The organism is Streptomyces sp. NPDC047886, assembly GCF_043204435.1.
Lineage (GTDB): Bacteria > Actinomycetota > Actinomycetes > Streptomycetales > Streptomycetaceae > Streptomyces.
Map to the genome: position 1 here is coordinate 844052 of NZ_JBIDCF010000001.1, position 26755 is coordinate 870806.

At 72.2% G+C, this 26755-nt stretch carries 18 protein-coding genes; 5 read left to right on the top strand and 13 right to left on the bottom strand.

From position 1 onward, the window contains the following. Positions 1-63 precede the first annotated feature (63 nt). A complete protein-coding gene (rpmA, locus tag ACGF5U_RS03760; protein ID WP_175411175.1) occupies positions 64-318 on the bottom strand; it encodes a 50S ribosomal protein L27 in 255 nt (84 codons plus the stop codon). A 14-nt stretch (positions 319-332) separates the two neighbouring features. Next, positions 333-653, bottom strand: coding sequence for a 50S ribosomal protein L21 (gene rplU / locus ACGF5U_RS03765; protein ID WP_017944922.1), 321 nt, complete (start codon positions 651-653; stop codon positions 333-335). Between the two features lie 264 nt (positions 654-917). On the opposite strand from rplU, the gene ACGF5U_RS03770 reads away from it, so the two are divergent. Continuing rightward, the gene (locus ACGF5U_RS03770; protein ID WP_392712692.1) at positions 918-1520 is read left to right on the top strand and encodes an acyltransferase; all 603 of its coding nucleotides are present in this window, start codon (positions 918-920) and stop codon (positions 1518-1520) included. A gap of 624 nt (positions 1521-2144) precedes the next feature. Next, positions 2145-3722 (top strand): D-glucuronyl C5-epimerase family protein, encoded by a 1578-nt coding sequence (locus ACGF5U_RS03775; protein WP_392712693.1) that lies wholly within the window; start codon positions 2145-2147, stop codon positions 3720-3722. 224 nt (positions 3723-3946) lie between these two features. Here ACGF5U_RS03775 and ACGF5U_RS03780 read toward each other — a convergent pair whose 3' ends face one another. Continuing rightward, positions 3947-5521, bottom strand: a complete 1575-nt coding sequence (locus tag ACGF5U_RS03780; RefSeq protein ID WP_392712695.1) for a glycosyltransferase family 4 protein — start codon at positions 5519-5521, stop codon at positions 3947-3949. A 533-nt stretch (positions 5522-6054) separates the two neighbouring features. Here ACGF5U_RS03780 and wecB point away from each other — a divergent pair. The 3 genes from wecB (at position 6055) to ACGF5U_RS03795 (ending at position 11027) form a co-directional block, all read left to right on the top strand. Beyond that, positions 6055-7149 (top strand): non-hydrolyzing UDP-N-acetylglucosamine 2-epimerase, encoded by a 1095-nt coding sequence (gene wecB, locus ACGF5U_RS03785; protein WP_392712696.1) that lies wholly within the window; start codon positions 6055-6057, stop codon positions 7147-7149. A gap of 360 nt (positions 7150-7509) precedes the next feature. After that, positions 7510-8877, top strand: a complete 1368-nt coding sequence (locus ACGF5U_RS03790) for a glycosyltransferase (protein ID WP_392713193.1) — start codon at positions 7510-7512, stop codon at positions 8875-8877. Continuing rightward, positions 8874-11027 (top strand): glycosyltransferase, encoded by a 2154-nt coding sequence (locus ACGF5U_RS03795; protein WP_392712697.1) that lies wholly within the window; start codon positions 8874-8876, stop codon positions 11025-11027. The genes ACGF5U_RS03790 and ACGF5U_RS03795 overlap by 4 nt, the downstream gene beginning before the upstream one ends. 97 nt (positions 11028-11124) lie before the next feature. Here the strand turns inward: ACGF5U_RS03795 and ACGF5U_RS03800 are convergent, their stop codons facing one another. From ACGF5U_RS03800 to ACGF5U_RS03845, 10 genes are all read right to left on the bottom strand, one after another. Beyond that, on the bottom strand, positions 11125-12408 hold the full coding sequence (locus ACGF5U_RS03800; protein WP_392712699.1) for a nucleotide sugar dehydrogenase: 1284 nt from the start codon (positions 12406-12408) through the stop codon (positions 11125-11127). 6 nt (positions 12409-12414) lie between these two features. Next, positions 12415-14040 carry a glycosyltransferase family 2 protein gene (locus ACGF5U_RS03805; protein WP_392712700.1) on the bottom strand — a complete coding sequence of 542 codons (1626 nt, stop codon included), beginning with the start codon at positions 14038-14040 and terminating at the stop codon, positions 12415-12417. A gap of 4 nt (positions 14041-14044) precedes the next feature. Further along, positions 14045-15064 (bottom strand): Gfo/Idh/MocA family protein, encoded by a 1020-nt coding sequence (locus tag ACGF5U_RS03810; protein WP_392712701.1) that lies wholly within the window; start codon positions 15062-15064, stop codon positions 14045-14047. Then, a complete protein-coding gene (locus ACGF5U_RS03815; protein ID WP_392712702.1) occupies positions 15061-16182 on the bottom strand; it encodes a DegT/DnrJ/EryC1/StrS family aminotransferase in 1122 nt (373 codons plus the stop codon). The genes ACGF5U_RS03810 and ACGF5U_RS03815 overlap by 4 nt, the downstream gene beginning before the upstream one ends. Before the next feature lie 335 nt (positions 16183-16517). Continuing rightward, complete coding sequence (locus tag ACGF5U_RS03820) at positions 16518-20633, bottom strand: ribonuclease E/G (RefSeq protein WP_392712704.1); 4116 nt, start codon at positions 20631-20633, stop codon at positions 16518-16520. Between the two features lie 232 nt (positions 20634-20865). Further along, positions 20866-21660, bottom strand: a complete 795-nt coding sequence (locus tag ACGF5U_RS03825) for a TIGR03936 family radical SAM-associated protein (protein WP_392712705.1) — start codon at positions 21658-21660, stop codon at positions 20866-20868. A 121-nt stretch (positions 21661-21781) separates the two neighbouring features. Beyond that, positions 21782-22930 carry a hypothetical protein gene (locus tag ACGF5U_RS03830; protein ID WP_392712706.1) on the bottom strand — a complete coding sequence of 383 codons (1149 nt, stop codon included), beginning with the start codon at positions 22928-22930 and terminating at the stop codon, positions 21782-21784. 394 nt (positions 22931-23324) lie between these two features. Continuing rightward, positions 23325-23528 (bottom strand): hypothetical protein, encoded by a 204-nt coding sequence (locus ACGF5U_RS03835; RefSeq protein WP_389646797.1) that lies wholly within the window; start codon positions 23526-23528, stop codon positions 23325-23327. An 88-nt stretch (positions 23529-23616) separates the two neighbouring features. Next, a complete protein-coding gene (locus tag ACGF5U_RS03840) occupies positions 23617-24375 on the bottom strand; it encodes a DUF5753 domain-containing protein (RefSeq protein ID WP_392712707.1) in 759 nt (252 codons plus the stop codon). A 358-nt stretch (positions 24376-24733) separates the two neighbouring features. Beyond that, the gene (locus tag ACGF5U_RS03845) at positions 24734-26656 is read right to left on the bottom strand and encodes a TIGR03960 family B12-binding radical SAM protein (RefSeq protein WP_392712708.1); all 1923 of its coding nucleotides are present in this window, start codon (positions 26654-26656) and stop codon (positions 24734-24736) included. Between the last annotated feature and the right edge of the window lie 99 nt (positions 26657-26755).

The window sequence follows — 26755 nt, forward strand, 5'->3', positions numbered from 1 at the left end:
GACCTGCTTCCCGCACGGCGTGAGCCGTACGGGAAGTCGAGGTCCGCCTCGCGAAGAATCCGGTCAGGCGACCGGAACGATGTTCACGACCTTGCGACCGCGGTGGGTGCCGAACTGCACCGCACCGGCGTTGAGCGCGAACAGCGTGTCGTCGCCGCCACGGCCGACGCCCGTGCCCGGGTGGAAGTGGGTGCCACGCTGGCGGACCAGGATCTCACCGGCGTTGACGACCTGACCGCCGAAGCGCTTCACGCCGAGCCGCTGAGCGTTGGAGTCGCGACCGTTCCGGGTGGACGATGCGCCCTTCTTGTGTGCCATGTCTCCTCAGTCCCTTACTTCGCAGCCGTCGGGATCGCCGTGACCTTGATCGCCGTGTACTGCTGGCGGTGGCCCTGACGACGGCGGTAGCCGGTCTTGTTCTTGTAGCGCAGGATGTCGATCTTGGCGCCCTTGTGGTGGTCCACGACCTCGGCCTGGACCTTGATGCCGGCCAGCACCCACGGGTCGCTGGTGACAGCGTCGCCGTCGACAACGAGCAGGGTCGAGAGCTCGACCGTGTCGCCAACCTTGGCAGTGGAAATCTTGTCAACCTCAACGATGTCGCCGACAGCAACCTTGTGCTGGCGACCACCGCTGCGCACGATGGCGTACACGCGGATCTCTCTCTCGCTCGAACGGAAACCCCTGAAGCCAGCCGCCCGCACGGGCCGGGGCCCGCGACTGTTCCGGATGGGTGAACGGCCTCTCCCGACTCCGGGCCGGGAGGAAGGTGCTCAGGAGCTGGCGCGCATGGAAACACGCCGACGGTCAAGGTTACGGGCCCCGGCACAGGGGGTCAAACCGGGGGCGCGCCGCCCCACGTATGCTCGCTGCCCGAAGACGTACCCCCGAAGACGCATACGGGAAGGCAGCACACAGTGAACTACAGGGTCCAGCCCACCGCCCAGGTCGACGAGTCCGCGCAGATCGGCGAGGGCAGCAGCGTCTGGGAGCTCGCCCAGATCCGCGAGGGGGCCCGCCTCGGCCAGGGGTGCGTCGTGGGTCGCGGCGCGTACGTGGGCACCGGCGTCAAGATCGGCGACAACGTCAAGCTGCAGAACTACGCCCTCGTCTACGAGCCGGCCGAGCTCGGCGACGGCGTCTTCGTCGGCCCCGCCGTGGTCCTCACCAACGACCACAACCCGAGGTCGGTCGACCCGGAGGGCAAGCAGAAGCGCGGCGGCGACTGGGAGGCCGTCGGCGTGAAGGTCGACGAGGGCGCGTCGCTTGGCGCCCGCTCCGTATGCGTCGCCCCGGTACGGGTGGGCCGCTGGGCGATGGTCGCCGCCGGCGCCGTCGTCACCAAGGACGTGCCGGACTTCGCGCTCGTCGTCGGCGTCCCGGCGCGCCGGGTCGGCTGGGTCGGCCGGGCCGGTGTGAAGCTGGCCGAGCGCGCGGACGAGCCCGGCGTGTGGGAGTGCCCGCAGACCGGTGCGCTGTACGACGAGAAGGACGGCGTCCTGACCGAGCGCGCGGCCTGACCGAGCGCGCCGCAGGACGGCGGCCCGACCGGGCGCGCGGCCCGGCCGAGCCCGGCCTGCCCCGACCCCTGCCCGACCCCTGCCCCGCCGTCTGGTCCGCCCGTGCCCGACAGGGCTTGCGACCTGATCCCCGGCCGGGCTCGACCGGCCGCGCTGGCCGATCACCGGCCGGGCTCGACCGGCCGCGCTGGCCCTTCCCGTCCGGCCCGTCGAACCCGGCCGCCGGTCTCGCGTCCCCTGCGACAGCGGGGCCGATCGACCCGCGCTCAGGTCCGGTCCGGGGTCCGACGGGACCGCGGTTCAGGGGCGAACGGTCCGGCCCCCGGGACTCAGGGGCCGGACGCCGGCGACGACCCTGATGCCGATTCGCCGGGAATGCCCCGACTTCCCTGCGCCGACAGGAAACTGACTACCCGTCCGCTGCCGGAGACCTTTTCCCATACCCCCCGTCACAGGTCTCTCACATGTCGCTTACTCTTTCGCCATTCACATGCTCATTCCTCTGGGGGGTACTCAGCAATGGCCGGAAAGCGGCGTGCCGATCTCACTCGTCGGCGTCTCATACGGACCGCCGGCGGCACCGCCGTCGGCATAGCGGTGGTCGGCGGGGGGACGTTCGCCGCCATGGCGACAGGGGACACCCCCGCGCCGACCGACCCGTTCGCCGGGATGCCCAAGTCCCTCGCCCTCGATCTGCCGGGCGAGCCGCACTACGCCGGGCTGACCGAACTGCCCGACCCGCTCGAGGAGGGCACCGCCACCGCGCCGAGCAGGCGCGTCTCGTACGAGTCGTCTCCCCCGGACCCGAAGTCCGTCGCCGCGACGATGCCGACGACGCTTCCCTTCAGCTTCAAGAAGGGCGGCTACCGCTTCGTCCGTGAGGTCCCGGACGACAAGCAGCCGTGGCGCGACCTCCTCGTGCCGCGTACCGACACCGGTCTCCACGACGCCGAGGGCGTCCGGATGTTCAAGGCCGCCGACGGCAAGATCTACAACCACCCGGTGGCACAGCTCCAGTACGGCCTGTCGAACCTCAACACCTGGCGCCGCACCAACGACGTCTTCTACCTGGACCGTGCCAAGGCCCAGGCGAAGCGCCTGATCGAGACCCGCGTCGAGGCCCGTGGCGCCTGGTACTTCCCGTACCCGTTCGACTACTCCGGCGGTTCGCACACCTCCGTCCGCTACCAGGCACCCTGGTACTCGGGCATGGCGCAGGGTGAGGCGCTCAGCTTCTTCGCGCAGCTCGCGCTGGTGGACGACCCGTCCATCACCGAGGAGGAGCGCGCGCAGTACAGGGCCGGCGCCGACGGCGCGTTCGGCTCGATGCTGCGCGGCCCCGAGGCCAAGCCGTGGGTGGTCTCCAAGGACAGCGCCGGCTACCTGTGGATCCAGGAGTACCCGGGCGCGACACCAGAGACCTCCGACTTCACGTACAACGGCTTCCTCTTCGCCATGCTGGGCCTGTGGGACTACTTCCTGCTGACCCAGAACCCGCTGGCGGAGGAGCTGTTCGACGGCTCGATGGCCACGATCTACGCGTACTTCCCGCCGATCCGGAACAAGGGCTGGCAGTCGTTCTACTGCACCGCCCACCGGATCCCGAACGAGAAGTACCACAACATCCACGTGGAGCTGCTGCGGCAGCTGCAGTGGCTTTCCAGCCACCCGAAGGCCGCGTACCTCTCCGACGTCCTGATGGACGACTACCCGACGCCGAAGCTGCCCGTCGCGGGCAGTGTCGCGCTCGCGGCCGGAACGCACACGCTGTACAAGTTCAGCTCCACCGGTGCCATCACCTCCACCAAGAAGCTGACGCTCAACTCGGCGTCCTCCGCACCCACCAAGACCCGGATCCGGATCAAGGGACGTGGTGTCTTCTACCTGATCACCGCAGGCGCGGCGTCGGGCTGGTACATCCAGGAGTCCTGGCCGAAGGTCTTCCTCAAGGGTCAGTGGATCACGTCGGCGTACATGCCGCTGCGCAAGGCCACCTTCCCGGCCGGGGTCAGCATCACGTGCTACAAGTTCGGCACCAACGGGTCGGCCGCCGGCACGAGGACGGTGAAGTTCGCCAGCGCCTCCAACGCGCCCTTCGACGTCCGCGCGGTCGTGAACGGCCGGACGATGGTCCGGATCAGCGCCGGATCGCTGACGGGTTACTGGGTGCCCGCCTACCAGGTCCTGACCGACGGGCGCTGACGCCCTCCCGGGGCCGGAGTCGGCTCCGTACACACGCCGAGGCCCGGCGCCCCTCGTGGGGTGCCGGGCCTCGGTGTTGCGGGACCGTGCGGGCCGCGTGGCGGGCCTGCGGGGCCCCGTGTCGGTGCTCACGGGGCCGTGTCGGGACTGCGGGCCGTATCGGGGCCGTGGTGGCCGTGTCGGGCGTGAAGGCGCGGCGCGGGGCCGCGCGGCCGTCGGCGGTGTCAGGCCTTGTTCGGGTTCTTCGGGCGGTCCGGGAGGAGGCGGGTGTAGATCTCGTCCAGGATCTCGGCCTGCCGCTCCCAGGTCCACTGCTCCAGCAGGCCCGGCTTCTCGTACGCCTTGCGGTAGCGGCCCGGGTCGGCCAGGACGGCCTTCACCGCGCGGATGTAGTCCTCGACGTCGCGCGCCTTGAAGACCTCGCCCTGACCGGTCTTCTCGACCATGTCGGCCATGGTTCGGATGTCGCTGACGACCAGCGGCAGCTTCGCCTGCGAGTACTCGAAGAACTTGTTGCTCAGCGCCAGTTCGTGGTTGGGCAGGTGGTGCAGCGGGCTGACCGCCGCGTCCGCCGTCGACAGGAACTCCGGCACCTGCCAGTGCGGCACGAACGGCAGCACGTGCACGCGGTCGCCGACCTCGAGCTCCTCGATGAGGCGCTCGATCTTGGCGGTCGCGTTGTACGGGCGGCCCGGCGGGACGGAGACCAGGGCGACGTGCACGTCGGGGAGCGACGGCATGGCCTCGATCATCGTCTCGACGCCGCGCACCGGGTTGATGCCGCCGCAGTACGCGAGGAGCGGGGTGTCCTCGCCGATGCCGCACAGCTCTCGCAGGTTCGGCACCGGGTCGGCGTTCTCGACCTCGACCGGGTCGGGGGAGCACACCGGCGCGTTCAGGACGACGGCCGGCATCTCCTTGAGCTTGTGGTCCTTCTTGAGCAGCTCCGCCAGCGTCGGCGACACGGTGATCGCGGCGTCCGCGAACTGCGCGTGCTCCTTCTCCCAGGCCACGTGGCCCGGCAGCCAGCGGCCGTTCGCCGCGTGCAGGCCCGGCACGTACTCGTGCGCGTCCCACACCAGCTTCACCGGGCGGCCCGCCGCACGGCCGCGCACCGCGGCCCGCGCGCCCACGCCGAGCATGCGGAAGTCATGCGCGTGGATCAGGTCCGGCTCCAGCTCGTCGATGTGCCGGGCGAAGGTGAGCTCGTAGTCCCACAGGTACGGCAGCAGCTGGCGCCAGGCGCGCTCGCCGCGCAGGGCCTGCCACATCTTCGTGGCGGCGCGGTCGACCGGCGCCTCCATCTTCAGACGCTGCTTCTTCAGCCGCCGGGTCTGGCGGGCGCGCAGCGCGACCCACTTGCTGTAGACCTTGGCGCTGACCCGCGGGACGGCGAGGCGCACCGGGGAGCCGCCCGCGCTCTTGCCGGGGCCTTCGGCGACCGCGGCCGCCCGGCGGAAGGCCAGGTCGGAGCGCCACGCCTTGGCCGCCTGCACCCGGTACTTGGCCTGGATCTCGTTACGGTACGCCAGCGGCTGGCGCAGCAGCGGGCGGCGCATGTCCATCCGGCGCGGGGCCAGCGGCGCCGGCTTCGGGACCAGCCGGACCTCGGCGTCGCCGATCTTCCAGGAGTGCTCCTCGCGATCCGGGGAGAGGCCGAACAGGATGACATCCCAGCCGGCGTCGGCCGCGGAACGCGCGGCCTTCTGCACCCGCGAATCGTTTCTGACGCCGTTGTCGACGAGCATGACAACCCGCCCCCGGGTCTGCCGGCCCTCCGTGGCGCTGTCGAGCTCCATGTACATGCCTTCCTTGAAATTCCGAGCGATCGTCTGCGACCTGCGGCCCCGGGGTCCCCCACGGCACCCGTGGGCGCATGGGCGCTTCCGGCTGACCGGAAGGCCCTGGGCGCCTGCGCGGCCGGCCGGGCCGGCGCTGCCGCTCCGTGGGCGCACTGCGGCCCACGGAGCATACCGTCCCGAATAAAGACCCCGTGAAAGCGCCTGTACCCGAAAGGGTCCGGGAACGGAAGCGGCCGGGCACGGAAGAGTCCACACCCGGAAGCGGCCATATACAGAAGAGTCCGTGAACGGAAGCAGCCGTGCACGGAAGAGTTCGTGAACAGGAGCGCTCGTACACGGCGGCCTGTGCCCTGCCAGGGGTCCGTGCCCCGCCACGGACATGCCCCCTCGCCCCCTCGCCCCCTTCGTGCCCATTCTTCCGGAGGGAGGTTCCGCGCGGGACCGGCCCGGCGGGGGCCCGGCGCGCCCCTCGTACCATGGACCCGGAGAGCAGCACCCTCCTCCCGTCACCTCCCAAGGAGCAGAGCAACGTGAAGGTCCTCAGTGTCGTCGGGGCTCGCCCCCAGTTGGTCAAGCTCGCCCCGATCGCGGCTGCCTTCACGGACACGCCCCACGAGCACGTGATCGTGCACACCGGTCAGCACTACGACGCCGACCTCTCCGACGTGTTCTTCTCGGGCCTCGGCATCCCGGACCCGGACGTGCACCTCGGTGTGGGCTCGGGCAGCCACGGCGTGCAGACCGGTGCTGTCCTCGCCGCCATGGACAAGGTGCTGGAGGAGGAGCGCCCGGACTGGGTGCTGGTCTACGGCGACACCAACTCCACCCTCGCCGGCGCGCTGTCCGCGGTGAAGCTGCACTACCGCGTCGCGCACCTGGAGGCGGGCCTGCGCTCCTTCAACCGCCGCATGCCCGAGGAGCACAACCGGGTCATGACGGACCACGCGGCCGACCTGCTCCTCGCGCCGACCGAGGAGGGCATGCGCCACCTCGCCTCCGAGGGCCTGGCCGAGCGTTCCGTCCTCGTCGGCGACGTGATGGTGGACGTGTGCCTGCGCATCCGTGACGCCGTCCTCGCGGGCGAGCACCCCGCGCCGCAGCTGCCCGAGGGCATCGACCCGGAGAAGCCGTACCTGGTCTCCACGCTGCACCGCCCCGACAACACCGACGACCCGGCCCGCCTGTCGGCGATCATCGAAGCCCTCGCCGCCCTGCCGGTGCCGGTGGCGCTGCTCGCGCACCCGCGGCTCGTCGCGCGTGCCGAGGAGCACGGCATCGACCTGAACCAGGGCAACGTGCGCGTCGGCCGCCCGCTGCCGTACGCGGGTCTGGTCGCCGCCGTGCTGCGCTCGGCCGGTGTGGTCACCGACTCGGGTGGTCTGCAGAAGGAGGCCTTCCTGCTGGGCCGCGCCTGCACGACGGTGCGCCCGGAGACCGAGTGGGTGGAGACGCTGGAGGGCGGCTGGAACGTCCTCGTACCGGACCCGCACGAGCTCGACCGCGACGAGTGGATCAAGACGGCCACGCGTCCGGCGCCGGAGACCGCGCAGGGCGAGCCCTACGGCGACGGCAAGGCCGCCCGCCGGGTCGTCGAGGTCCTCGCCGCGCACCTCGACAAGAACTGACGTCGCCCGCCGACGCCGGCCACCTGGGCACCGGTGGCCGGCGTCGCGGAACCGACCGTCCAGAACCGACCGCCGTCCAGAACCGACCGACCGTCCAGGACCGTCCCTCCGTCCAGGAACGACCGTCCCCGACGGAGCGTCCAGGACCGACCGTCCCCAACCGGCCGCCGCCCCGGCTCGGCCTCTCAACGCGGAGTACCCCTCTTGCGCAATCCGATCAAGCGTCTCGGCTCACGTGAGCGGAGCAACCGACCCCCGTCCCGCAGGGGCGGTCCCGCGCCGGTCACCGATGCCGGGCGCCCGCACCTGATCTACCTCGCGATCGGGTTCCCGCCGGCCGCCAAGAGCTGCGCCTACCGGATGCGCGAGACGGCGAACCAGTTCGTCGCCCTCGGCTGGGACGTCACCGTGGTGACGATCCTGGACGAGAACTGGGAGCGCGAGTACGGCCTCGACCACACCCTGTCCGAAGCGGTGGACCCGCGCGTCAGCGTGGTCGAACTGCCCCTGGCCCGCGAGGACCTGGAGACGGACATCCGCCGCTACACCGAGCAGCGCGCGCTGGCGCCCACCGCGTGGGCCAAGCGCGAGCGCGAGCGGCACCTGGAGCACTTCCCCGAACTGGTCTTCGGCGGCTGGCGGGCCGAGCTGGAGCAGGCGATGCTCGACCTGCACCGCGAGCGCCCCGCCGATCTGCTGCTGGCCAGCTGCGCCCCTTACGTGAACCTGGCAGCCGCCTGGCGACTGTGGGAGGCGCACAAGGTGCCCTACGCGGTGGACTTCCGCGACGGCTGGTCCGTCGACGTGATCGGCGGCGGCGAGGCCTTCGAGCGGGACTCGGAGGCCGGTGTCTGGGAGGACAAGGTGCTGCGCCACGCCGCTGCGGTGTGGTGCGTCAACGACCCGATCGCGGACTTCTACCGGGACCGCTACCCGGAGCTCGCGCACCGCGTGCACGTCGTACGCAACGGCTTCGACCAGGACAGCGTGCCGTCGGTCGCGGCCGCGCCCGACGCCGAGAAGGGGCTGGTCTTCGGCTACCTGGGCTCGGTCAACTTCAAGCCCGTGTTCCTGGAGACCGTCCTGAACGCCTGGCGCGCGGCGCGCCTGCGCGACCCGCTGGTGGCACGCTCCCGGTTCGAGATCCGCGGCCACATAGGCGCGGGGGCGAGCCGTGAGGCCAACGCCCACATGGACCTGATCCGCGCGGCCGAGCCGGACGGCGTCTCCTTCGGTGGCCCGGTGCCCAAGGCGGAGGTCGCCGCCACGTACAACGGGTGGGACGCGCTCGTCCTGATGCTGGTCGGCGGGCGCTTCGTCACCTCCGGCAAGGTCTACGAGTTCATGGCGTCCGGGCTGCCCGTACTGTCCGCGCACGAGCGGGACCACGACGCGTCGGCCGTCCTGGACGGCCATCCGCTGTGGACGGGGGCGGGCGGTCTGGACGAGGAGTTCCTCGCCGACGCGTTCTGCCGTGCCGCGCGGATGGCGGTCGAGGCCACCGAGGAGCAGCGGAAGGCCGCACGGGAACACGCGGCCCGCTTCACCCGGGACGCCCTGATGGAGCCGGCCGTGCGCCGGCTGATCAAGGCGGGCGCCGGCGCCGGCGGCGAAGGCGACGGGAGCACGGGCGGCGAAGCCCGGGGCGACGGAAACGACGGCCGGGGCTCCGGCGACGACGGCCGGGACGGCGTCGAGAACGTCACGGCAGAGGGTGTGCAGGCATGATCGACGTTCTTCTGGTGGCGGGCACCGTTCCCCGCCCCGACTCCTTCACCGCGTCACTGCGTGGCCTCGCGGCCCCCGACGTACGGATCCGGGCGGCCGGGTTCTGCGCGGCCGCCGACATCCCGGACGCCGAACAGCTCGTCCTGCGGCACTCGTTCGCGGCGGACGCGAACGCCCACGGCAAGCGGTTCGCCCAGGCGGCCCGCAAGGCACAGGCGCCCCGCAGGATCTGGATGTACGCGGAGCGGAACGCCGAGCTGCGCGCGCTCGCCCGCAAGGCCAAGGTCATCGTGGCGCTCGACACGCAGGCCGTGTACACGGTCTGGCAGCTGGCCCAGCTGAACCGGGCGGCGCACGCCTGCTTCGGTGTCGCGGCGGCGACCCGTGCCGTCGCGGAGCGCCGCGCCCGCCCCGCGCACTTCGCCCGCGCCGACTTCGTCGCGTCCCTGCCGGACCCGGCGCAGCTGGCCCGCAAGGCGGGGCGGCGCGCCGTCCGCGTCCCCAAGGCGGTCGCGGGGCGTGCCGTCGGCGCCCGGGTGCTGCGTACCGGCCCCGGTGCCCGGCTGTGGCGCGCCGCCGTGACCGCGCCGGGCCTGCCCGACGACGTGCGGTTCAAGCTCGCGCGGCGGGTCGGCGACGGCATGCGGCGGGCGAACCGCCCCAGCGGCGCCGTCCTGGCGCTCACCGGGGCCGCGGGGCGCACCCGCAGCCCCCGCCGCCGTGCCGACCTGCTGGGCGAGGCCGCCCGTCTCGATCTGGCGCGCGGGCAGGCGCCCGAGCGGCTGATGGACGCCGTCACGGCCGAACTGGACTGCGCGGACGCCCTGTTGGCCGGCGGCAAGAAGAAGCAGGCCGCCGCGTCGGTGATCCGGGCCATGGACCTGGCGTTCCACCGGGTGCTGCACTTCGACCGGACGGACTCGCCGCTCGCCGACGCCCCCGACGCGTTCCCGGCGCCGCTGTGGCGGAGCGGCGCGGTGGAGGCGCTGTCCCGTACGGCCGGCCGGAAGACGCCCGTCGCCGCGCCGCCCGCCGGCCGGCCGCTGCGGCTGCTGTTCGCGGTCCGCCGCAACGACCACTTCCTCGGCGAGATCCGGGGACGGTACGAGAACCACCCGGACGTGGAGGTCCGTACGGTCGACGTGGCCGACGAGCCGGTGCTGAACAAGCTGTCCATGAACCGGATCGCCGAGTACCGGCTCGGTGCCGCGCCCGAGGTGGGCCCGCAGATCGAGGAGCACCTGCGGCCCCATCTGGACTGGGCCGACGTCGTGTTCGTCGACTGGTGCACCGCCGCCGCCGCGCTGTTCACGGCGGTCGACCCGGGCGGCGCGCGGATCGTGGTGCGGCTGCACAGCTACGAGACGTTCAGCCACTGGCCGTACCTGGTGGACTTCTCGCGCGTGGACGACCTGATCTTCGTCGGCGCGCATCTGCGGGACCTGACCGTGGCGGCCGTGCCCCGGCTGCGGCAGGACGGCGCACCGCGTCTGCACGTCATCCCCAACGCCATGGACCTGGGCCGCTACGAGCTGCCCAAGGACCCGGAGGCCCGGTTCACGCTGGGGCTGATCGGCATCTCCGCGGTGGCCAAGGACCCGCGCTGGGCGATCGAGGTGCTGCGGCTGCTGCGCGCCGACGACGAGCGGTACCGGCTGTTCCTGATCGGCTCGGACGTGGACGCCACGCTCAGCCCGGCGGCCCGCGCCTACGCCAAGGAGTACGAGCGGGACCTCGCCGACCTGGAGAAGGCCGGCGCGGTGCGCCGCCTGGGCCAGCTGGAGGACGTGCCGGCCGCGCTCAAGGAGGTCGGGGTGATCCTGAGCTCCTCGGTCCGGGAGAGCTTCCACTGCGGTTTCGTGGAGGGCGCGGCGAGCGGTGCCGTGCCGGTCGGCCGTGACTGGCCGTTCTTCGCGGGGCGTGCCGAGGGCGCGCGGACGCTGTTCCCCGCGGACTGGGTGGTGGCGTCGCCGCGCGAGGCCGCCGACCGGATCCGGGCGCTCACCGAGTCGGAGGAGGTCTGGCGCAAGCACGGCCAGGCGGCCGCCGAGCACGCCGTCACGACGTGGGACTGGCCCGTGGTGGCCCGTGCCTTCGACGGTCTGCTGCTGAACGGTACGGACGAGGACGCGGCGGCCGGCGAAGGCTGACCGCCCGGCCTTCCCGGAGAACGGAAGGGGGCGGCCGGTGCCCGAAGGCACCGGCCGCCCCTTTCGTCGTGTGTTCCCGCGTGTGTCGCGCCGGGTGTCAGCCGCCGATGACGACGCGGCGGACGCCTTCCCAGCGGGCCGGGTCGGTGGTGCGGCGGCCGTCGACCAGGACGGTCACGTCCGGCAGGTCGGAGGCGGCCAGCTCGCGGTACTCGGCGTGGTCGGCCTGGAGGATCGCGGCGGTGACCTTCTCGCCCTGGTGCGGGGTGAGGCCGTGCGCGGTGAGCTCGTCGGCGGTGTACATCGGGTCCGAGACGAACGGCACGGCGCCCCGGGCCTTGAGGGCCTCGACGGTGCCGAAGACGCCGGAGAAGGCGGTCTCCTTGACGCCACCGCGGTAGGCGGCGCCGAGCACCAGCACGTTGACGTCCCTGAGGTCGCCGTAGGCGGCGGCCAGCAGGTCGACGGCGTACTCCGGCATCGCGGCGTTGGCCTCACGGGCCGAGCGGACGACGGTGGCCTCCGGGTCGTTCCACAGGTACATCCGGGGGTAGATCGGGATGCAGTGGCCGCCGACGGCGATGCCCGGCTGGTGGATGTGGCTGTACGGCTGCGAGTTGCAGGCCTCGATGACCTTCTTGACGTCGATGCCGTTCTTGTCGGCGAACCGGGCGAACTGGTTCGCCAGGCCGATGTTGACGTCGCGGTAGGTCGTCTCGGCGAGCTTGGCGAGCTCGGACGCCTCGGCGGTGCCGAGGTCCCACACGCCGTTGGCCTGCGGCAGGTCGTCACGCTCGTCGAAGTCGAGTACCTGCTCGTAGAACTCCACACCGCGGGCGGTGGACGCCTCGTCGATGCCGCCGACGAGCTTGGGGTAGCGGCGCAGGTCGGCGAAGACGCGGCCGGTGAGCACGCGCTCCGGCGAGAACACCAGGTGGAAGTCCTCGCCGGCGGTCAGGCCGGAGCCCTCCTCCAGCATCGGCGCCCACCGGGTGCGGGTGGTGCCGACGGGCAGGGTGGTCTCGTAGGAGACGAGGGTGCCCGGCTTGAGGCCCTTGGCGATCGCCTTGGTGGCGGAGTCCATCCAGCCGAAGTCCGGCGTGCCCTCGGCGTCCACGAACAGCGGGACGACGACCACGACGGCATCGGACTGGGCGACGGCGGACGCGGTGTCGGTGGTCGCGGACAGCAGGCCCGCTTCGACGGTCTGCTTCAGCTTGACGTCGAGCTCGAACTCACCGGGGAAGGGCTCGGTGCCGGCGTTGACCAGCTCCACGACCTTCTCGTTGACGTCGGCGCCGATCACCCGGTGGCCCTTGGTGGCGAACTGGACCGCCAGCGGCAGCCCGATCTTGCCCAGGGCGACTACACAGATGTTCATGGGGCGTTACTTCCTCTTGGAGCCGGACACAAGGGAACGCAGCCGCGATCCCAGGGACTTCTTCGGTGGGTACAGCGGACCGGTGGAGACGACGACGCGGCCCTTGGAGTTGACGCGCGCGGCGACCCGGTAGGAGATGCCGTTGCTCCAGCGGCGGGCCAGCGGCATCGGATGCCCGTCGGCGCGCACCGGGATCTCGTACGTCGATCCCCCGGCGTCGACGGAGACGCGCAGACCCAGGTCCGCGGCGTTGCGGGCCAGCGGGATGCGCGCCCGGACGACGGTGGCGTCACCGTCCGGGGCGGTCTCGCGGGCGAACTCCCCCACCGGCGCGGGGAGCGACTCGTGCTTGCCGAGCCGGCGTGCCCCCGCCTTGTCGGTGGACTTGGGCAGCCTGCCCTTGGCGAGCCGTACGACGACGGAGTCGGTGTCCCCGACGACGGGCACCCGCACCGCGACGTCGAACGCGAACCGCTCGTCGTCCTGCCGCCACTCGGCCGACAGGAGTCCGGTGCCGGGGCCCAGCCGGTCGACGATCGTGCCGAGCAGCTCGAAGCTGCTGTCGGGGATGTCGTACCGGGAGTCGCGGAAGCCCGGGTAGGGGGCGTAGGCGTGGGCGCCCTCCAGGAGGGTCGGCGGCCGCTCGCCCCGGGTGTCGCGCTCGACCAGATCGGCGAGCTCGTCGGGGCGGCCGGCGAACACCCAGCGGAACCTGAGCCGCTCGGGCACGGTCAGCCGGTGTTCCATCCGGTCGAAGGAGTCGCCGTAGTACTCCTCCAGGAATTCCGCCGTCGCGCGGACGCACTCGGCGCGGCGCTCCGGGGTGAGGGCGAGGTAGTTCTCGCCGAAGATCCACGCGAGGTCCACCTTGAGCAGGCGGATCGCGAAGGCGTCGTACAGGTCGCCGGGGCCGTCCAGTTCCTGGAGCAGGTCCAGGGCCCGCTTGCACACCTTGAGCCGGTTCTCGAACCGCGCCCGGTAGGTGATGTTGCTGTCGTCGTCACGCCGGACCGCGAAGTAGCAGTCGTAGTCGGCGACCACGGAGATCGTCTTCGACCGGACGTACATCTCCAGCGTGAACGGCATGTCGCAGCTGACCGGCAGGTCCTCCGCGTACCGCAGTCCGTGCTCCTCGATGACGGAACGCCGGTACATCTTGGTGTTCGAGATCGCGTAGAGCGCCCCGGACCCGATGAGCGGGATGTTCGCCTCGGTGGACCGGAAGACCGCCCGGGGGATGGACCGGTCCCCGATGGCCACCATCTTGCCCAGGACGACGTCGGAGCCGTGCTTGTCGCCCATGGCGACCATGCGTTCCAGGGCCTGGGGCCCCAGGTAGTCGTCGGAGCCGACGAAGAACACATAGCGGCCGGTCGCCATGGACAGCGCGACGTTGTTCGGACGGGCCGGTCCCCCGGAGTTCTCCTGGTGGACCACCTTGAGGGTGCCGGGGTACCGGTCCGCGAAGCGGTCGAGTTCCTTCCCGCTGTCGTCGGTGGACCCGTCGTCCACGGCGATGATCTCGATGCGGTCGAGCCCGATGCTCTGCCCGACGAGCGACTCGAGGCACTCCGTCAGGGCGGGCATCGTGTTGTAGACGGCGACGACCACCGTGACAGCGGGTTCGGTCAACTGGTCACACCCCGGCCGGGTCGGCTTCGGCCGACAGCTCGATCGCGCGGCCGGTGGCCGCGGACTCCAGTACCGCCGCCGCGACCTCCACGGTCCGCAGACCCTGGCGCAGCGTGCAGATGTCGTCCGAGCGGCCCAGGACCGCGTCCCGGAAGAGCTCGTGCTCGACGAGGAGCGGCTCGCGCTTCGGGATGGCGTACCGGATCATGTCGCCCTCGGCGACACCGCGGAAGGCGCGCAGCGCCTCCCACTCGGTGGCCACGGCGGCGTTCGAGTAGAAGGTGAGGTCGGCGGTGAGGGTGTCGGCGATGAAGCAGCCGCGCTCGCCGGTGACCGAGGTGAAGCGCTCCTTGAGCGGGCTCAGCCAGTTGACGAGGTGGTTGACCATCGTGCCGTCGGTGAGCTGGCCCACCGCGGACACCATGTCCTCGTGCTGGCGGCCCGACTTGGACACCGTGCGCGCCGCGATCGACGTGTACGCCTGGCCGGTGACCCAGCCCGTCAGGTCGATGTCGTGCGTCGCCAGGTCCTTGACCACGCCGACGTCGGCGATGCGGTGCGGGAACGGGCCCTGGCGGCGGGTGACGACCTGGTAGACGTCGCCGAGTTCGCCGGCCTCCAGGCGGGTGCGCAGGGAGCGCAGCGCCGGGTTGCAGCGCTCGATGTGGCCGACACCGGCGACCAGGCCCTTGGTCTCGAACGCCTCCACCAGGCGGCGGGCGCCCTCGACGGTGTCCGCGACCGGCTTCTCGACCAGGGCGCAGATACCGGCGTCGGCGAGCTTCAGGCCGACTTCCTCGTGCAGGGCGGTGGGGCAGGCCACCACGGCGTAGTCGACACCGAGGGCGATGAGCTCCTCGACGGTCGACAGGACGGGGGCGCCCTGCGCCCAGCCGTTCTTGTCGCCCATGGGGTCGACGACGCCGACGAGCTGGACGCCGTCGAGACCGGCGAGGACACGGGCGTGGTGCCGCCCCATCGAGCCGAGGCCGATCAGGCCGGCGCGGAGTGCAACGGCGGTCACAGGTTCTCTCCCAGCGCGTTCACGGCGGTGACGATGCGCTCAAGGTCGTTCTGGCTGAGCGAGGGGTGGACGGGCAGCGAGACGACCTCGGCCGCCGCGCGCTCGGTCTCGGGCAGGTCCCAGTTGCGGCCCGCCTTCTGGTCCGGCTCCCAGTACGGCTTCAGCCGGTGGATGGGCGTCGGGTAGTACACGGCGTTGCCGACGCCGGCCTCGGTGAGCTTCGCCATCGCGGCGTCGCGGTCACCGCGGATACGGACCGTGTACTGGTGGTAGATGTGGCGCGCGCCCTCGGCGACCACGGGGGTCACGACGTTCGGCGCGGTGATGTGCTCGGTGAGGTACGCGGCGTTGGCGATGCGCTGCTCGGTCCAGCCGTGCAGCTTGCTCAGCTGGACGCGACCGACGGCGGCGGCGACATCGGTCATGCGCATGTTGGCGCCGACGATCTCGTTGGCGTAGCGCTGCTCCATGCCCTGGTTGCGCAGCAGGCGCAGGGTGCGGGCGACCTCGGCGTCCTTGACCGAGATCATGCCGCCCTCGAGGGAGTGCATGTTCTTGGTCGGGTAGAAGCTGAAGGTGCCGCCGGCCCCGAACGCGCCGACCGGGGTGCCGTGGAGGGCCGCGGCGTGGGCCTGGCAGGCGTCCTCGACGACGGCGAGCTTGTGCTTGTCGGCGATGGCCGTGATCTCGTCCATCGCGGCCGGGTGGCCGTAGAGGTGGACGGGCATGATCGCGGCGGTGCGCGGGGTGATGGCGGCCTCGACGGCGGCCGGGTCCACGCAGTACGTGGCCGGGTCGATGTCCACGAAGACCGCGTCGGCGCCCACCAGGCGGATCGCGTTCGCGGAGGCGGCGAAGGAGAACGACGGGACGATGACCTCGTCACCGGGGCCGATGTTCAGGGCGAGCAGAAGGAGATGCAGCGCCGAGGTGCCGGAGTTGACGGCGACGCAGTGACGCCCGCCGACCACCTGCTCCGAGAAGCTCTCCTCGAACGCGGCCACTTCGGGGCCCTGCACGACGCGGCCGCTGCGCAGTACGCGTACGGCGGCTTCGATCTCTTCTTCACCGATGACCGGACGGGCAGCGGGGATGGGCTGCTCGTTGATGCTCGGCATGGACGTCCTCCTTGAACACCGCATGAGCTCTTCATGGCAGAGGTCTGGGGTGTGCGAACGTCTCGTGAGACCGCGCGTATACCCCTCCGGCGCGATGCCGACGCCCTACCGAGGAATGCTGGGACCGGTCTGGCCCGGAACCGGGTCGGTCACCGTCCGTAGTCTCCGCTGGGGGGTCCGCAAACGGCAGCGACCGGCGTCACATTATCAGGAATTTGTCTGTCAATTTCTGGGCCGTTAACAAGGCAAGGCATCGATTCTGAAACAAATCCCGGCCCCGCCCCGCATGAATGCGGGGCGGGAAGCGGAACGTTCAAACGATGCTCACCGAGCGTTCAGTCCTCGGTGACGGCCGTCACTCCCTGCGGTCCGGACTGTTCGGCGGCGGCGGTCTTCTTGGCCGCCGTCTTCTTGGCGCCGGCCGTCTTCGCCGTGGCCTTCTTGGCGGTCGTCTTCTTCGCCGTGGCGGTCTTCTTGGCGGCCGTCTTCTTGGTGGCCGCCTTCTTCGCCGTGGCCTTCTTGGCGGCCGTCTTCTTCGCCGGCGCCTCGGCACCGGCCTCGGTCGCTCCGGCGGCCTCGGGGGTCGCATCGGCCTGCGGCCGCTCCGCCTCGGGCCGGTCGGTGGCGCCGCTCACGACGACCACCGCCGCCTCGGCGCCCGCGGGCGAACCGGCCGGAGCGGTGACCTTGCGGACCACCCGGCGGCGCGCCCTCGGCGGGGCGGCCACGGGGGCCTCGTCGGCGACGGGCGCCTCGGGAGCGGCCTCCGGGGCCTCCGGGGCCTCGGCCGGGGCGGGAGCCGCCGGAGCGGCCTCCGCGACCGGGGCCGGAGCCGGCTCGGCGGGCTCGGCGGCCTTCGGCGCACCGGCGGGAGCCGTGGCCTTACGGGTGGCACGGCGACGGGTACGGCCCTTGGGAGCGGCCTCGGCCGGCTCGGCGGCCACAGGGGCCTCGGCCTGCACCGGGGCCTCGGCGGCCTGGGGAGCCACCGCGGGCTCGGCGGCCGCAGGGGCCTGAGGCGCCTCGGCGGCCTCACGGACCACGACCACCTCGGGGGTCTCCTCGGCGGCGAGCGCATCGGCGGCCTGCGGGGCCAGGGCCTCGGGAGCGGCCGCCTCGGCCTCCGCCGCCTTGGGCGCGCCTGCGGGAGCGGTCGCCTTGCGGGTCGCACGGCGACGGCCACGGCCACGTCGTACGGCCGCCTCGGCCTCCGCCACGCTGGAGTACAGCTCCTCGTCCGGGGCGAAGGCGGGCTCCGGCAGCGCGGCCGGCGCCGCGGCCTCCGCCGCCACCTCGGCCTCGGTCTCCGCCTCGGCAGGCGGGGCCTCGGCGCCCGCGGCCTCGACGGCGACCTCGTGCTCATGGGCCTGCTCGGCGGCACGGCCGCGCTTGCGCGCCCGCTTGCCGCCGCCTCCGCCACCGGCGGTGGTCGGCTGCTCCATGTGCACGATGACCCCGCGGCCGTTGCAGTGGACGCAGGTCTCGGAGAACGACTCCAGCAGGCCCTGGCCGACCCGCTTGCGGGTCATCTGGACCAGGCCGAGCGAGGTGACCTCGGCGACCTGGTGCTTCGTACGGTCCCGGCCCAGGCACTCCAGCAGACGCCGCAGCACCAGGTCCCGGTTGGATTCGAGCACCATGTCGATGAAGTCGATGACGACGATGCCGCCGAGGTCGCGCAGGCGCAGCTGCCGCACGATCTCCTCGGCCGCCTCCAGGTTGTTCCTGGTGACGGTCTCCTCCAGGTTGCCGCCCTGGCCGGTGAACTTGCCGGTGTTGACGTCGACGACGATCATCGCCTCGGTCTTGTCGATCACCAGCGAGCCGCCGGACGGCAGCCACACCTTGCGGTCGAGCGCCTTCATCAGCTGCTCGTCGATCCGGTACGTCGCGAAGACGTCGACCTCGGAGGTCCAGCGCTGGAGGCGGTCCGCCAGGTCGGGCGCCACGTGCGAGACGTAGCCGTGGATGGTCTCCCAGGCGTCGTCGCCACTGACGATGACCTTGGAGAAGTCCTCGTTGAAGATGTCGCGGACGACCCGGACGGTCATGTCCGGCTCACCGTAGAGAAGAGTCGGCGCGTTGCCGTTCTTCGACTTCTTCTGGATCTCCTCCCACTGCGCCTGCAGACGCTCCACGTCACGGCGCAGCTCGTCCTCGCTCGCGCCCTCGGCGGCGGTGCGCACGATGACGCCCGCGTCCTCGGGGACGATCTTCTTGAGGATGGTCTTCAGCCGGGCGCGCTCGGTGTCGGGCAGCTTGCGGCTGATACCGGTCATCGAGCCCTCGGGCACGTACACCAGGTAGCGGCCGGGCAGCGAGACCTGGCTGGTGAGCCGGGCGCCCTTGTGGCCGATCGGGTCCTTCGTCACCTGGACGAGGACCGACTGGCCCGACTTGAGCGCGGTCTCGATACGGCGCGGCCCGTTGGCCATGCCGAGCGCCTCGAAGTTGACCTCACCGGCGTACAGGACGGCGTTGCGGCCCTTGCCGATGTCGACGAACGCGGCCTCCATCGACGGCAGCACGTTCTGGACCTTGCCCAGGTAGACGTTGCCGACGTAGCTGGTGGCCTGCTCCTTGTTGACGTAGTGCTCGACCAGCACGTTGTCCTCGAGGACGCCGATCTGGGTGCGCTCGCCGCTCTGGCGGACGACCATGACGCGCTCGACGGCCTCGCGGCGGGCCAGGAACTCGGCCTCGGTGATGATCGGCACCCGGCGGCGGCCCTGCTCGCGGCCCTCGCGGCGGCGCTGCTTCTTGGCCTCCAGGCGGGTCGAGCCCTTGATGGACTGCACCTCGTCGGACGGCTCGGCCTTCTCCCGGGCGGGGCGCGGCTCGCGGACCTTGACGACCGTACGGACGCCGTCCTCCTCGCCCGCCTCGGGCTCGGCGCCCGCGTCACCACTGCGACGACGACGGCGACGGCGACGGCGCGAGCTGCTGGTGCCACCGGCGGACGGCGTCTCGCCCTCGCGCTCCTCGTCCTCGGCCTCCTCGTCGGCCTCCTCGTCATCGGCCCGCTGCTCTTCGGCCTCTTCCTCGGCGCGCGCGGCCTCCTCGGCCTCCTCCGCCTCGGTGGCCTCGCCGCGGCGACGGCGACGACCGCCCCGACGGCGACGGCGCGACGGGCGGTCCTCGAACTCATCCCCGTCCTCGCCATCGGCGGCCTGCTCGGGCTCGGCCTCCGCCTCGGGCTCGACCTCGGCCTGCGGCGCGGCAGCGGGCTCCTCGACGGCCGCGACCGGCTCGGCGGACTCGCCACGGCGACGGCGACGACGACGGCCACCGGTCTCGGCGGGCTGCGGCTGCTCGACCGGCTCCGCCTGCTGTGCGGCACCGGTCTCGACGGGCTCGGCGATCTCGACGCCCTCGGTGAGCTCCTCTTCCTCCTCCACGGGCTCGACGGCTGCCGCTGCGGCCGCCGCGGCCGCGGTCTCCGGAGTCTGGAACATCGGCTCGGTGAAGACCGGCGCCTGGAACACCGGCGCGATCGGGCGCGCCGGGCGGCGGCCCCGGGACTCCTCGCGGGCCGGCTCGGTGACGGGCGGCGCCGCGAACTGCGGCGCGGTCGCCCGGCGGCGCGTACGGCCACGGGAGGCGGCCTGCTCGGCGGCGGCGACCTCGGCCCCCGTCTCTCCGGCGGTGATCTGGGCGACCGTGTCGGCGGGCAGGGTCTCGCCCGCCTCGGCGCTCGCCGGCTCCTCCTGCGCCTGCGGCTGGGGCTCCGGCGCGGCGGGCGCGGCGGCCTTGCGGGTGGCACGGCGACGCGTACGGGCCGGAGCGGCCGTCGGCTCCGCCTCGGGCTCCGCCGCCACCTCGACCGGCGGCACGGCCGTCTCGGCCGCCGGGGCGACGACCGCCTCGGCCTGCTCGGCCGTGGACGTCACCGGCGCGGTCGCCTTACGCGTGGCACGGCGACGGGTGCGGGCCGGAGCGGCCGGCTCGGCGTCGGGCTGGGCCAGGGGCTCGGGCTCGGCGGCGGGCTCGGTGGCGGGCGCCTCGGCCGCGGTGGCGGCGGGCGCGGCGGCCTTGCGGGTGGCACGGCGACGCGTACGGGCCGGAGCCGCCGCCGGCTCCGCCTCGGGCTCCGCCGCCACCTCGACCGGCGGCACGGCCGTCTCGGCCGCCGCGGCGACGACCGCCTCGGCCTGTTCGGCCGTGGACGTCACCGGCGCGGTCGCCTTACGGGTCGCACGGCGGCGCGGGCGCGCGGGAGCGGCGGCCTCGGCCGGCTCGGGCGCGGCCTCGGCTACCGGGCTCTCGGACACGACGACGACCTCGGCGGCCGGGGCGGCGCCCTCCGTCGCGCCCTCCGCACCCGCCGTCACCGGCGGGCCCGCGGGGCGCGACGCGGCGCGGCGCCGGCGGCGCGGCGGCAGCGTGTCGCTGGGCGAATTGTTCTCTTCGTGGTTCGTACCGGCGGTGCCGGTCTCGTTCGACTCGAGCATGCGGGCGGTTCTCCCGTCACGCTCCCGGGCGCCGCGCCTGTGTCCGGTCCGGCCGCGGCACCGCGATACGCGGTGGCCGCCGTCCGGGGCGCGGGCGCCGCACGGGAGCTGATGTCTGGCTCGCCGGTTCCGTACGCGATGTACGCACGGCCTGGCGAAAGTCTTCTGTGTCTGTACGCGGCCCGACCCAGGTGGCTCCCGGGGTGCGAGGACCGCGCTACAACGACCGCCCCTACGCGGGACCTGCCCCGCCTCCGGCTGTCGGAGCCGCCTTCGCGGCGGCGGATCCGGCGGCCTTGGGTGGGGCGGCCGTGACAGCCTCGCGGTCGGGCGCGAGCGGGTCGGTCACCGTGCCGGACTCCTCGTCGAAGAGCCCCTGCGCCAGCCTGGTCACCGCTACGGGGACCGGCGGCGCCAGGTCGGCCACAGCTCGGAGACCGGACAGGACGTCGTCGGGTCGCACGGCAGGTGTCACGTGCCGAACAACCAGCCGCAGTATCGCACAGGGGCCGTCCACGGGCCTATCGGACGGCGCGGGCGCCGCTTCGAGTCCCGAAACCGCACTCCGCGCGTCGAAGGTCCGCATCCCGTTCTTGGTCTTGCGCTGGACCTCGACGGCGTCGGCGGCGAGGAAGGCCGCGACGGCGCGCTCGGCGTCCGCCGGCTCCACCCCGTCGAGCCGCAGCTCCCACACGGATGCGGTGAGCCGGTCGGCGAGTCCCGACGTACGGGCCTCTACGGCGTCGATGACGTCGAGGCCGTCGGGCAGCGACTCGTCGAGCAGTTCCCGCAGCTTGTCGGGGTCGCGGACCTCGGTGAGGGCGATCTCCAGGTACTCGGCCTCGGAGCCCGTTCCGGTCGGGGCCGCGTTCGCGTACGACACCTTCGGGTGCGGAGTGAAGCCCGCCGAGTACGCCATCGGCACCTCGGCGCGGCGGAGGGCGCGCTCGAACGCGCGCTGGAAGTCTCGGTGGCTGGTGAACCGGAGGCGGCCGCGCTTGGTGTAGCGCAGACGGATGCGCTGCACCGCCGGTGCGGGCGGCGGGCCTTCGGGCTGTCGCTTGCCCAGTGGTTCTTCTCCTCGGTGCGGGGCGGGCGCGGTGGCGCACCGCCCACGAGCGTGGGGCGCTCCCGGGGGTCCCGCCGGCTCAGCCCTGCTTCCGCAGGGCGGTCTCGGTTGCGGGCGCCGCGCCGGGGGCGGTCGATGTAGTACTACCCAGAGTACGCGCCCGGGCCCGTCCCGGTTCCACAGGCTCCGCCCGCCGGGACCCGCCCACCAGCGCCCGCCAGGCGTCCTGCCGGGCCTGGCGCACCGTCTCGCGCGCGGAGGACAGTGCCGCACGGGCGACCCGGCCGGCTTCGGCGGCGGCCCTCCGTGCCGGACGCCACAGCGCGTCCCGCACGACGTGACCCACCGGTGTGCACACGTTCCGGTAGAACCAGGCGGCGGGCCGGCCGACCAGGATCCAGGCCAGCCACTTCAGGGCGCGGCCCACCGCCCGCGAGACATGGCCGGCGATCCGCCAGGCGACGCCGACCGCGGCGACGATCTCACGCCCGACGGCGACGAGGCCCCGGCCCACCGGGCTGAGCACCCACCGGTACACGAAGACGGCGGGCACCCCGACGAGCCACCGCGCCAGCAGGCCGAGCCCCGACCACGCACCCCGTCCGACCGGGGCGAGGACCCGCTCGCCCAGCCACGCGAGCGCGTGCCCGAGCGGCGTCAGCACCCAGCGGTACAGCGCCGTCCACGGCCATACGCACACCGCCCACAGCAGCAGGCCCGTCCCCCGCCCGACCGGGACGAGCACCGTCCGGTAGCACCACGCCAGCGGCGCCACCAGCAACGTCGTCACCAGCCATGCCAGTGCGCCGCCGACTGCCGCGAGCACGGCACCCAGACCCGTGACCGCAGCCTCCACCAGCCAGGCGACGCCATGGCCCAGCGGGGTCAGCACCCGGCGGTACAGCCAGGACACCGGCACGACCAGGCCGTACGTGAGCACCCGGCCCAGGAACCAGGCCACGGCGCGCCCGACCGGAGCGAGCAGCGTCTCGTACACCCAGGTCAGGGCGCGTCCGAGCGGTCGGAGCAGCACCCGCCGGAAGCCGCGCGCGCCGACGACGAGCGCGTCCCAGAGCAGCCGAACCGGCAGCACGACGAGCAGCACCACGATCCGCACCGGGATGCGGACGAGGGCCGTCAGACGGCCCTCACCGCCCTCGTACCGCGCGGGTGGCGGGGCGGCGGGCCGGGGATGCGTGTCCAGCTCCATGACGGTCATGCCGGTCATGACGCCGACAGCCCGGCCCGGGTTGCGCCCGGGCCAAGGCCCTCGGAGTCCCCCGAGCCACCGCGCTGTACCGGCACCTCGGAGAGAGCGCCTGAGACTGGCGCGCAGGAGTTCAGACAGGCCCTCGGCTCACGCCGGGGGCCGTTGTCGTACGTGGACGTACACCACTGCCTTACTCAGCCCTCACCACCATGGCGAACGACGTGCAGATCCGCCGGAACCCCGCGATGGCCGCTCAGGCCGGTGTGACTCATGCACTCGACATCGACCGCCGCACTGTCCGTCGACGGCTTCGCCGTCCACTCGCAGTGCAGGCACTCCGCTTCGAAGGTCACGTCCGTGTCCGGATGCCGCGTGATCCGGTGCGTCACGAACCGCAGGACCGCGCGCGGCATCACTCGGCCCCGTGGTCTTCCCGGAGGTGCGTGCGGAGCACGACGTTCGCGTCCGTCGCCTTCGAGTAGTCGCCGACCGATCGGGCGTTGGCTCGGGTCACGGCGACGCCGAGGCACTGCCGACAGCCCGCGACGGGGTCCGGGTCACCCTCTGGAAGTGTCAGGTTCACCGGCCCTGCCATCGTCGTCTTCGGTGTGCTCATCCGTGAGACCTCCCGACTGTTCGCCTGCCGAAGGATGATCCCCCTGGGTGCCCGCGGGATGGCGTCTCAGTCGCGTAGTCGACTGAAGTCATGCACGGCAAGCGGCGGACCACTCGGCGAGCAACGCACGAAGGTCCTCGCCGAAGAGGGCGTGTTCCTCGTACCCGGCGAACTCCTTCAGGTACGCCTGGACATCGCGGCCGTCGCGGAGTACGAGACTTCCCGCCGTCGTCTCGATGGTGACCAACGCGGCGTCGTAGATGGTGAACGTACTCAGAGGGGTTCGGGGCGTCGGCGTCCCTACGGGAATCACCCCGATCTGAACGTTCGGGAGGTAGGACAGGGACGCCAGCCGGTCCATCTGCTCGGCGAGCGCCAGCGGGGCGACGACCGGCCACCGAACCGCCTGCTCGGTCAGAACGAACGTGAACCGCTTCGAGGCGTCGTAGAGGACGGCTTGCCGTCCCAGCTTCCCCGCCACTGCCTTGCTGGTGTCGGCCGTCGAGTGAGCCAGGCTCGCCCGTACGTACTCCGGGGTTGCGAGCAGGCCGGTAACCATCGAGAGGAGGAAGTAGCGCAGGTGCGTAGACGACGCTGCGAGCGACTTCAGCTCGGCCTGTCTCGTACCGAGCCCCTTGCGCCGGAGCTCTCGGAGGTTCCGCCACTCGGTGTTCGCCATCCTGGCAAGGGCGGAGACCTTGGCGATCAGCTCCGGCGGAGCGTGCAGCGCTCGCAAGATCTGCTCGACATCGACCAGGGACGGCCGTGTCCGGCCGTTCTTGGATGGTGAAGCCTGGACGGAGAAGTTCAAGACGTTCGTGGGCCGTGTGAGTTCTTCGCGCGCCATGCTGAACCCCCTCTTGCGGGCCCTCTGCGGGCCGGTCGCCACGACCGTACGAGCGGGGTGAACACGCCGTCCATGCGGAACCGCGACCATGCGCGTTGTCGCATAAACCCGGCCCCCGGAACGCCGAGAGGCGCCCGGACCAGATCGCCCGAACGCCTCTGCACGCCCCACACCCACGCGACCGCCGAGACGATGCCCGGGTCCCGCCGAGGGGTGGGAAGCGGCGTGCGCCGCTCAGGGCGGGGAGCCTGCTCGCGCTCCCTCGCTCCGAGCCCTCGCAGGGCTTCGGCGCGGTCCGCCTCGGGGATGTCGGCAAGCGCCTCAGCCATCCGCTGGATGGCTGAGGCGCTGGTCACGGCTACTTCACGACCGTCAGCGGCAGCAGCTTCTTGCCGGTGGGGCCGATCTGGATGTGCGTGTCCATCTGGGGGCAGACGCCGCAGTCGAAGCACGGCGTCCAGCGGCAGTCCTCGACCTCGGTCTCGTCCAGGGCGTCCTGCCAGTCTTCCCAGAGCCAGTCCTTGTCGAGACCGGAGTCCAGGTGGTCCCAGGGCAGGACCTCCTCGTAGGTGCGCTCGCGCGTCGTGTACCAGTCGACGTCGACGCCGTACTCGGGGAGGGTCTTCGCCGCGCACTCCATCCAGCGGTCGTAGCTGAAGTGCTCGCGCCAGCCGTCGAAGCGGCCGCCGTCCTCGTACACGGCGCGGATCACGGCGCCGACGCGGCGGTCGCCGCGCGAGAGCAGGCCCTCGACGATGCCGGGCTTGCCGTCGTGGTAGCGGAAGCCGATCGAGCGGCCGTACTTCTTGTCGCCGCGGATCTTGTCGCGGAGCTTCTCCAGGCGGGCGTCGGTCTCCTCGGCGCTCAGCTGCGGAGCCCACTGGAACGGGGTGTGCGGCTTGGGCACGAACCCGCCGATCGAGACGGTGCACCGGATGTCGTTCTGACCGGAGACCTTGCGGCCCTCGGCGATGACCTTGACCGCCATGTCGCCGATCTGGAGGACGTCCTCGTCGGTCTCGGTGGGCAGGCCGCACATGAAGTACAGCTTCACCTGCCGCCATCCGTTGCCGTACGCCGTGGAGACCGTACGGATCAGGTCCTCCTCCGAGACCATCTTGTTGATGACCTTGCGCATCCGCTCGGAGCCGCCCTCGGGGGCGAAGGTGAGACCGGACCGGCGGCCGTTCCTGGTCAGCTCGTTGGCGAGGTCGACGTTGAACGCGTCGACCCGGGTCGAGGGGAGGGACAGACCGATCTTGTCCTCCTCGTACCGGTCGGCGAGGCCCTTGGCGATGTCGCCGATCTCGGAGTGGTCCGCGGAGGACAGCGAGAGCAGACCGACCTCCTCGAAGCCCGTCGCCTTGAGACCCTTCTCGACCATGTCGCCGATGCCGGTGATGCTTCGCTCCCGCACGGGGCGCGTGATCATGCCGGCCTGGCAGAAACGGCAGCCGCGGGTGCAGCCGCGGAAGATCTCGACGGACATGCGCTCGTGGACGGTCTCCGCGAGCGGCACGAGGGGCTGCTTCGGGTACGGCCACTCGTCCAGGTCCATGACGGTGTGCTTGGACACCCGCCACGGCACACCGGAACGGTTGGGTACGACACGGCCGATGCGGCCGTCCGGCAGGTACTCGACGTCGTAGAAGCCGGGGACGTACACGCCGCCCGTCTTGGCCAGGCGGAGGAGGACCTCTTCGCGACCGCCGGGACGACCCTCCGCCTTCCAGGCGCGGATGATCTCGGTCATGTCGAGGACGGCCTGCTCGCCGTCGCCGATGACCGCGCAGTCGATGAAGTCCGCGATCGGCTCGGGGTTGAACGCGGCGTGACCGCCCGCGAGCACGATCGGGTCGTCGACGCCGCGGTCCCTGGACTCCAGCGGAATGCCCGCGAGGTCCAGGGCCGTGAGCATGTTGGTGTAGCCCAGCTCGGTGGAGAAGCTGAGGCCGAACACGTCGAAGTCCCGCACGGGGCGGTGGCTGTCCACGGTGAACTGCGGCACCTGGTGTTCGCGCATGAGCGCCTCGAGGTCCGGCCACACGCTGTACGTGCGCTCGGCGAGGACGCCCTCGCGCTCGTTCAGTACCTCGTAGAGGATCATGACGCCCTGGTTGGGCAGCCCGACCTCGTACGCGTCCGGGTACATCAACGCCCAGCGGACGTCGCAGCTCTCCCACGGCTTGACCGTGGAGTTGAGCTCACCACCGACGTACTGGATGGGCTTCTGCACATGCGGGAGCAGAGCTTCGAGCTGTGGAAAGACCGACTCGGACATCTGAAACCTTCGTGGGCCTGGCGGGGGGCGACTCTCTAGCGTAACGCGAGTGCCGGACGTCCCTCGCACGGCGGACGACCGGCCCCCGCCGCCCCCGCC

Excerpts from the sequence above, each read along its gene's own strand:
- ACGF5U_RS03820 (WP_392712704.1), bottom strand. The coding sequence starts at position 20,633 with ATGCTCGAGTCGAACGAGACCGGCACCGCCGGTACGAACCACGAAGAG.
- ACGF5U_RS03830 (WP_392712706.1), bottom strand. The coding sequence starts at position 22,930 with ATGACCGGCATGACCGTCATGGAGCTGGACACGCATCCCCGGCCCGCC.
- ACGF5U_RS03795 (WP_392712697.1), top strand. The coding sequence starts at position 8,874 with ATGATCGACGTTCTTCTGGTGGCGGGCACCGTTCCCCGCCCCGACTCC.
- ACGF5U_RS03835 (WP_389646797.1), bottom strand. The coding sequence starts at position 23,528 with ATGAGCACACCGAAGACGACGATGGCAGGGCCGGTGAACCTGACACTT.
- ACGF5U_RS03800 (WP_392712699.1), bottom strand. The coding sequence starts at position 12,408 with ATGAACATCTGTGTAGTCGCCCTGGGCAAGATCGGGCTGCCGCTGGCG.
- ACGF5U_RS03840 (WP_392712707.1), bottom strand. The coding sequence starts at position 24,375 with ATGGCGCGCGAAGAACTCACACGGCCCACGAACGTCTTGAACTTCTCC.
- ACGF5U_RS03775 (WP_392712693.1), top strand. The coding sequence starts at position 2,145 with ATGGCGACAGGGGACACCCCCGCGCCGACCGACCCGTTCGCCGGGATG.
- rpmA (WP_175411175.1), bottom strand. The coding sequence starts at position 318 with ATGGCACACAAGAAGGGCGCATCGTCCACCCGGAACGGTCGCGACTCC.
- ACGF5U_RS03845 (WP_392712708.1), bottom strand. The coding sequence starts at position 26,656 with ATGTCCGAGTCGGTCTTTCCACAGCTCGAAGCTCTGCTCCCGCATGTG.
- ACGF5U_RS03815 (WP_392712702.1), bottom strand. The coding sequence starts at position 16,182 with ATGCCGAGCATCAACGAGCAGCCCATCCCCGCTGCCCGTCCGGTCATC.
- ACGF5U_RS03780 (WP_392712695.1), bottom strand. The coding sequence starts at position 5,521 with ATGGAGCTCGACAGCGCCACGGAGGGCCGGCAGACCCGGGGGCGGGTT.
- ACGF5U_RS03790 (WP_392713193.1), top strand. The coding sequence starts at position 7,510 with ATGCGCGAGACGGCGAACCAGTTCGTCGCCCTCGGCTGGGACGTCACC.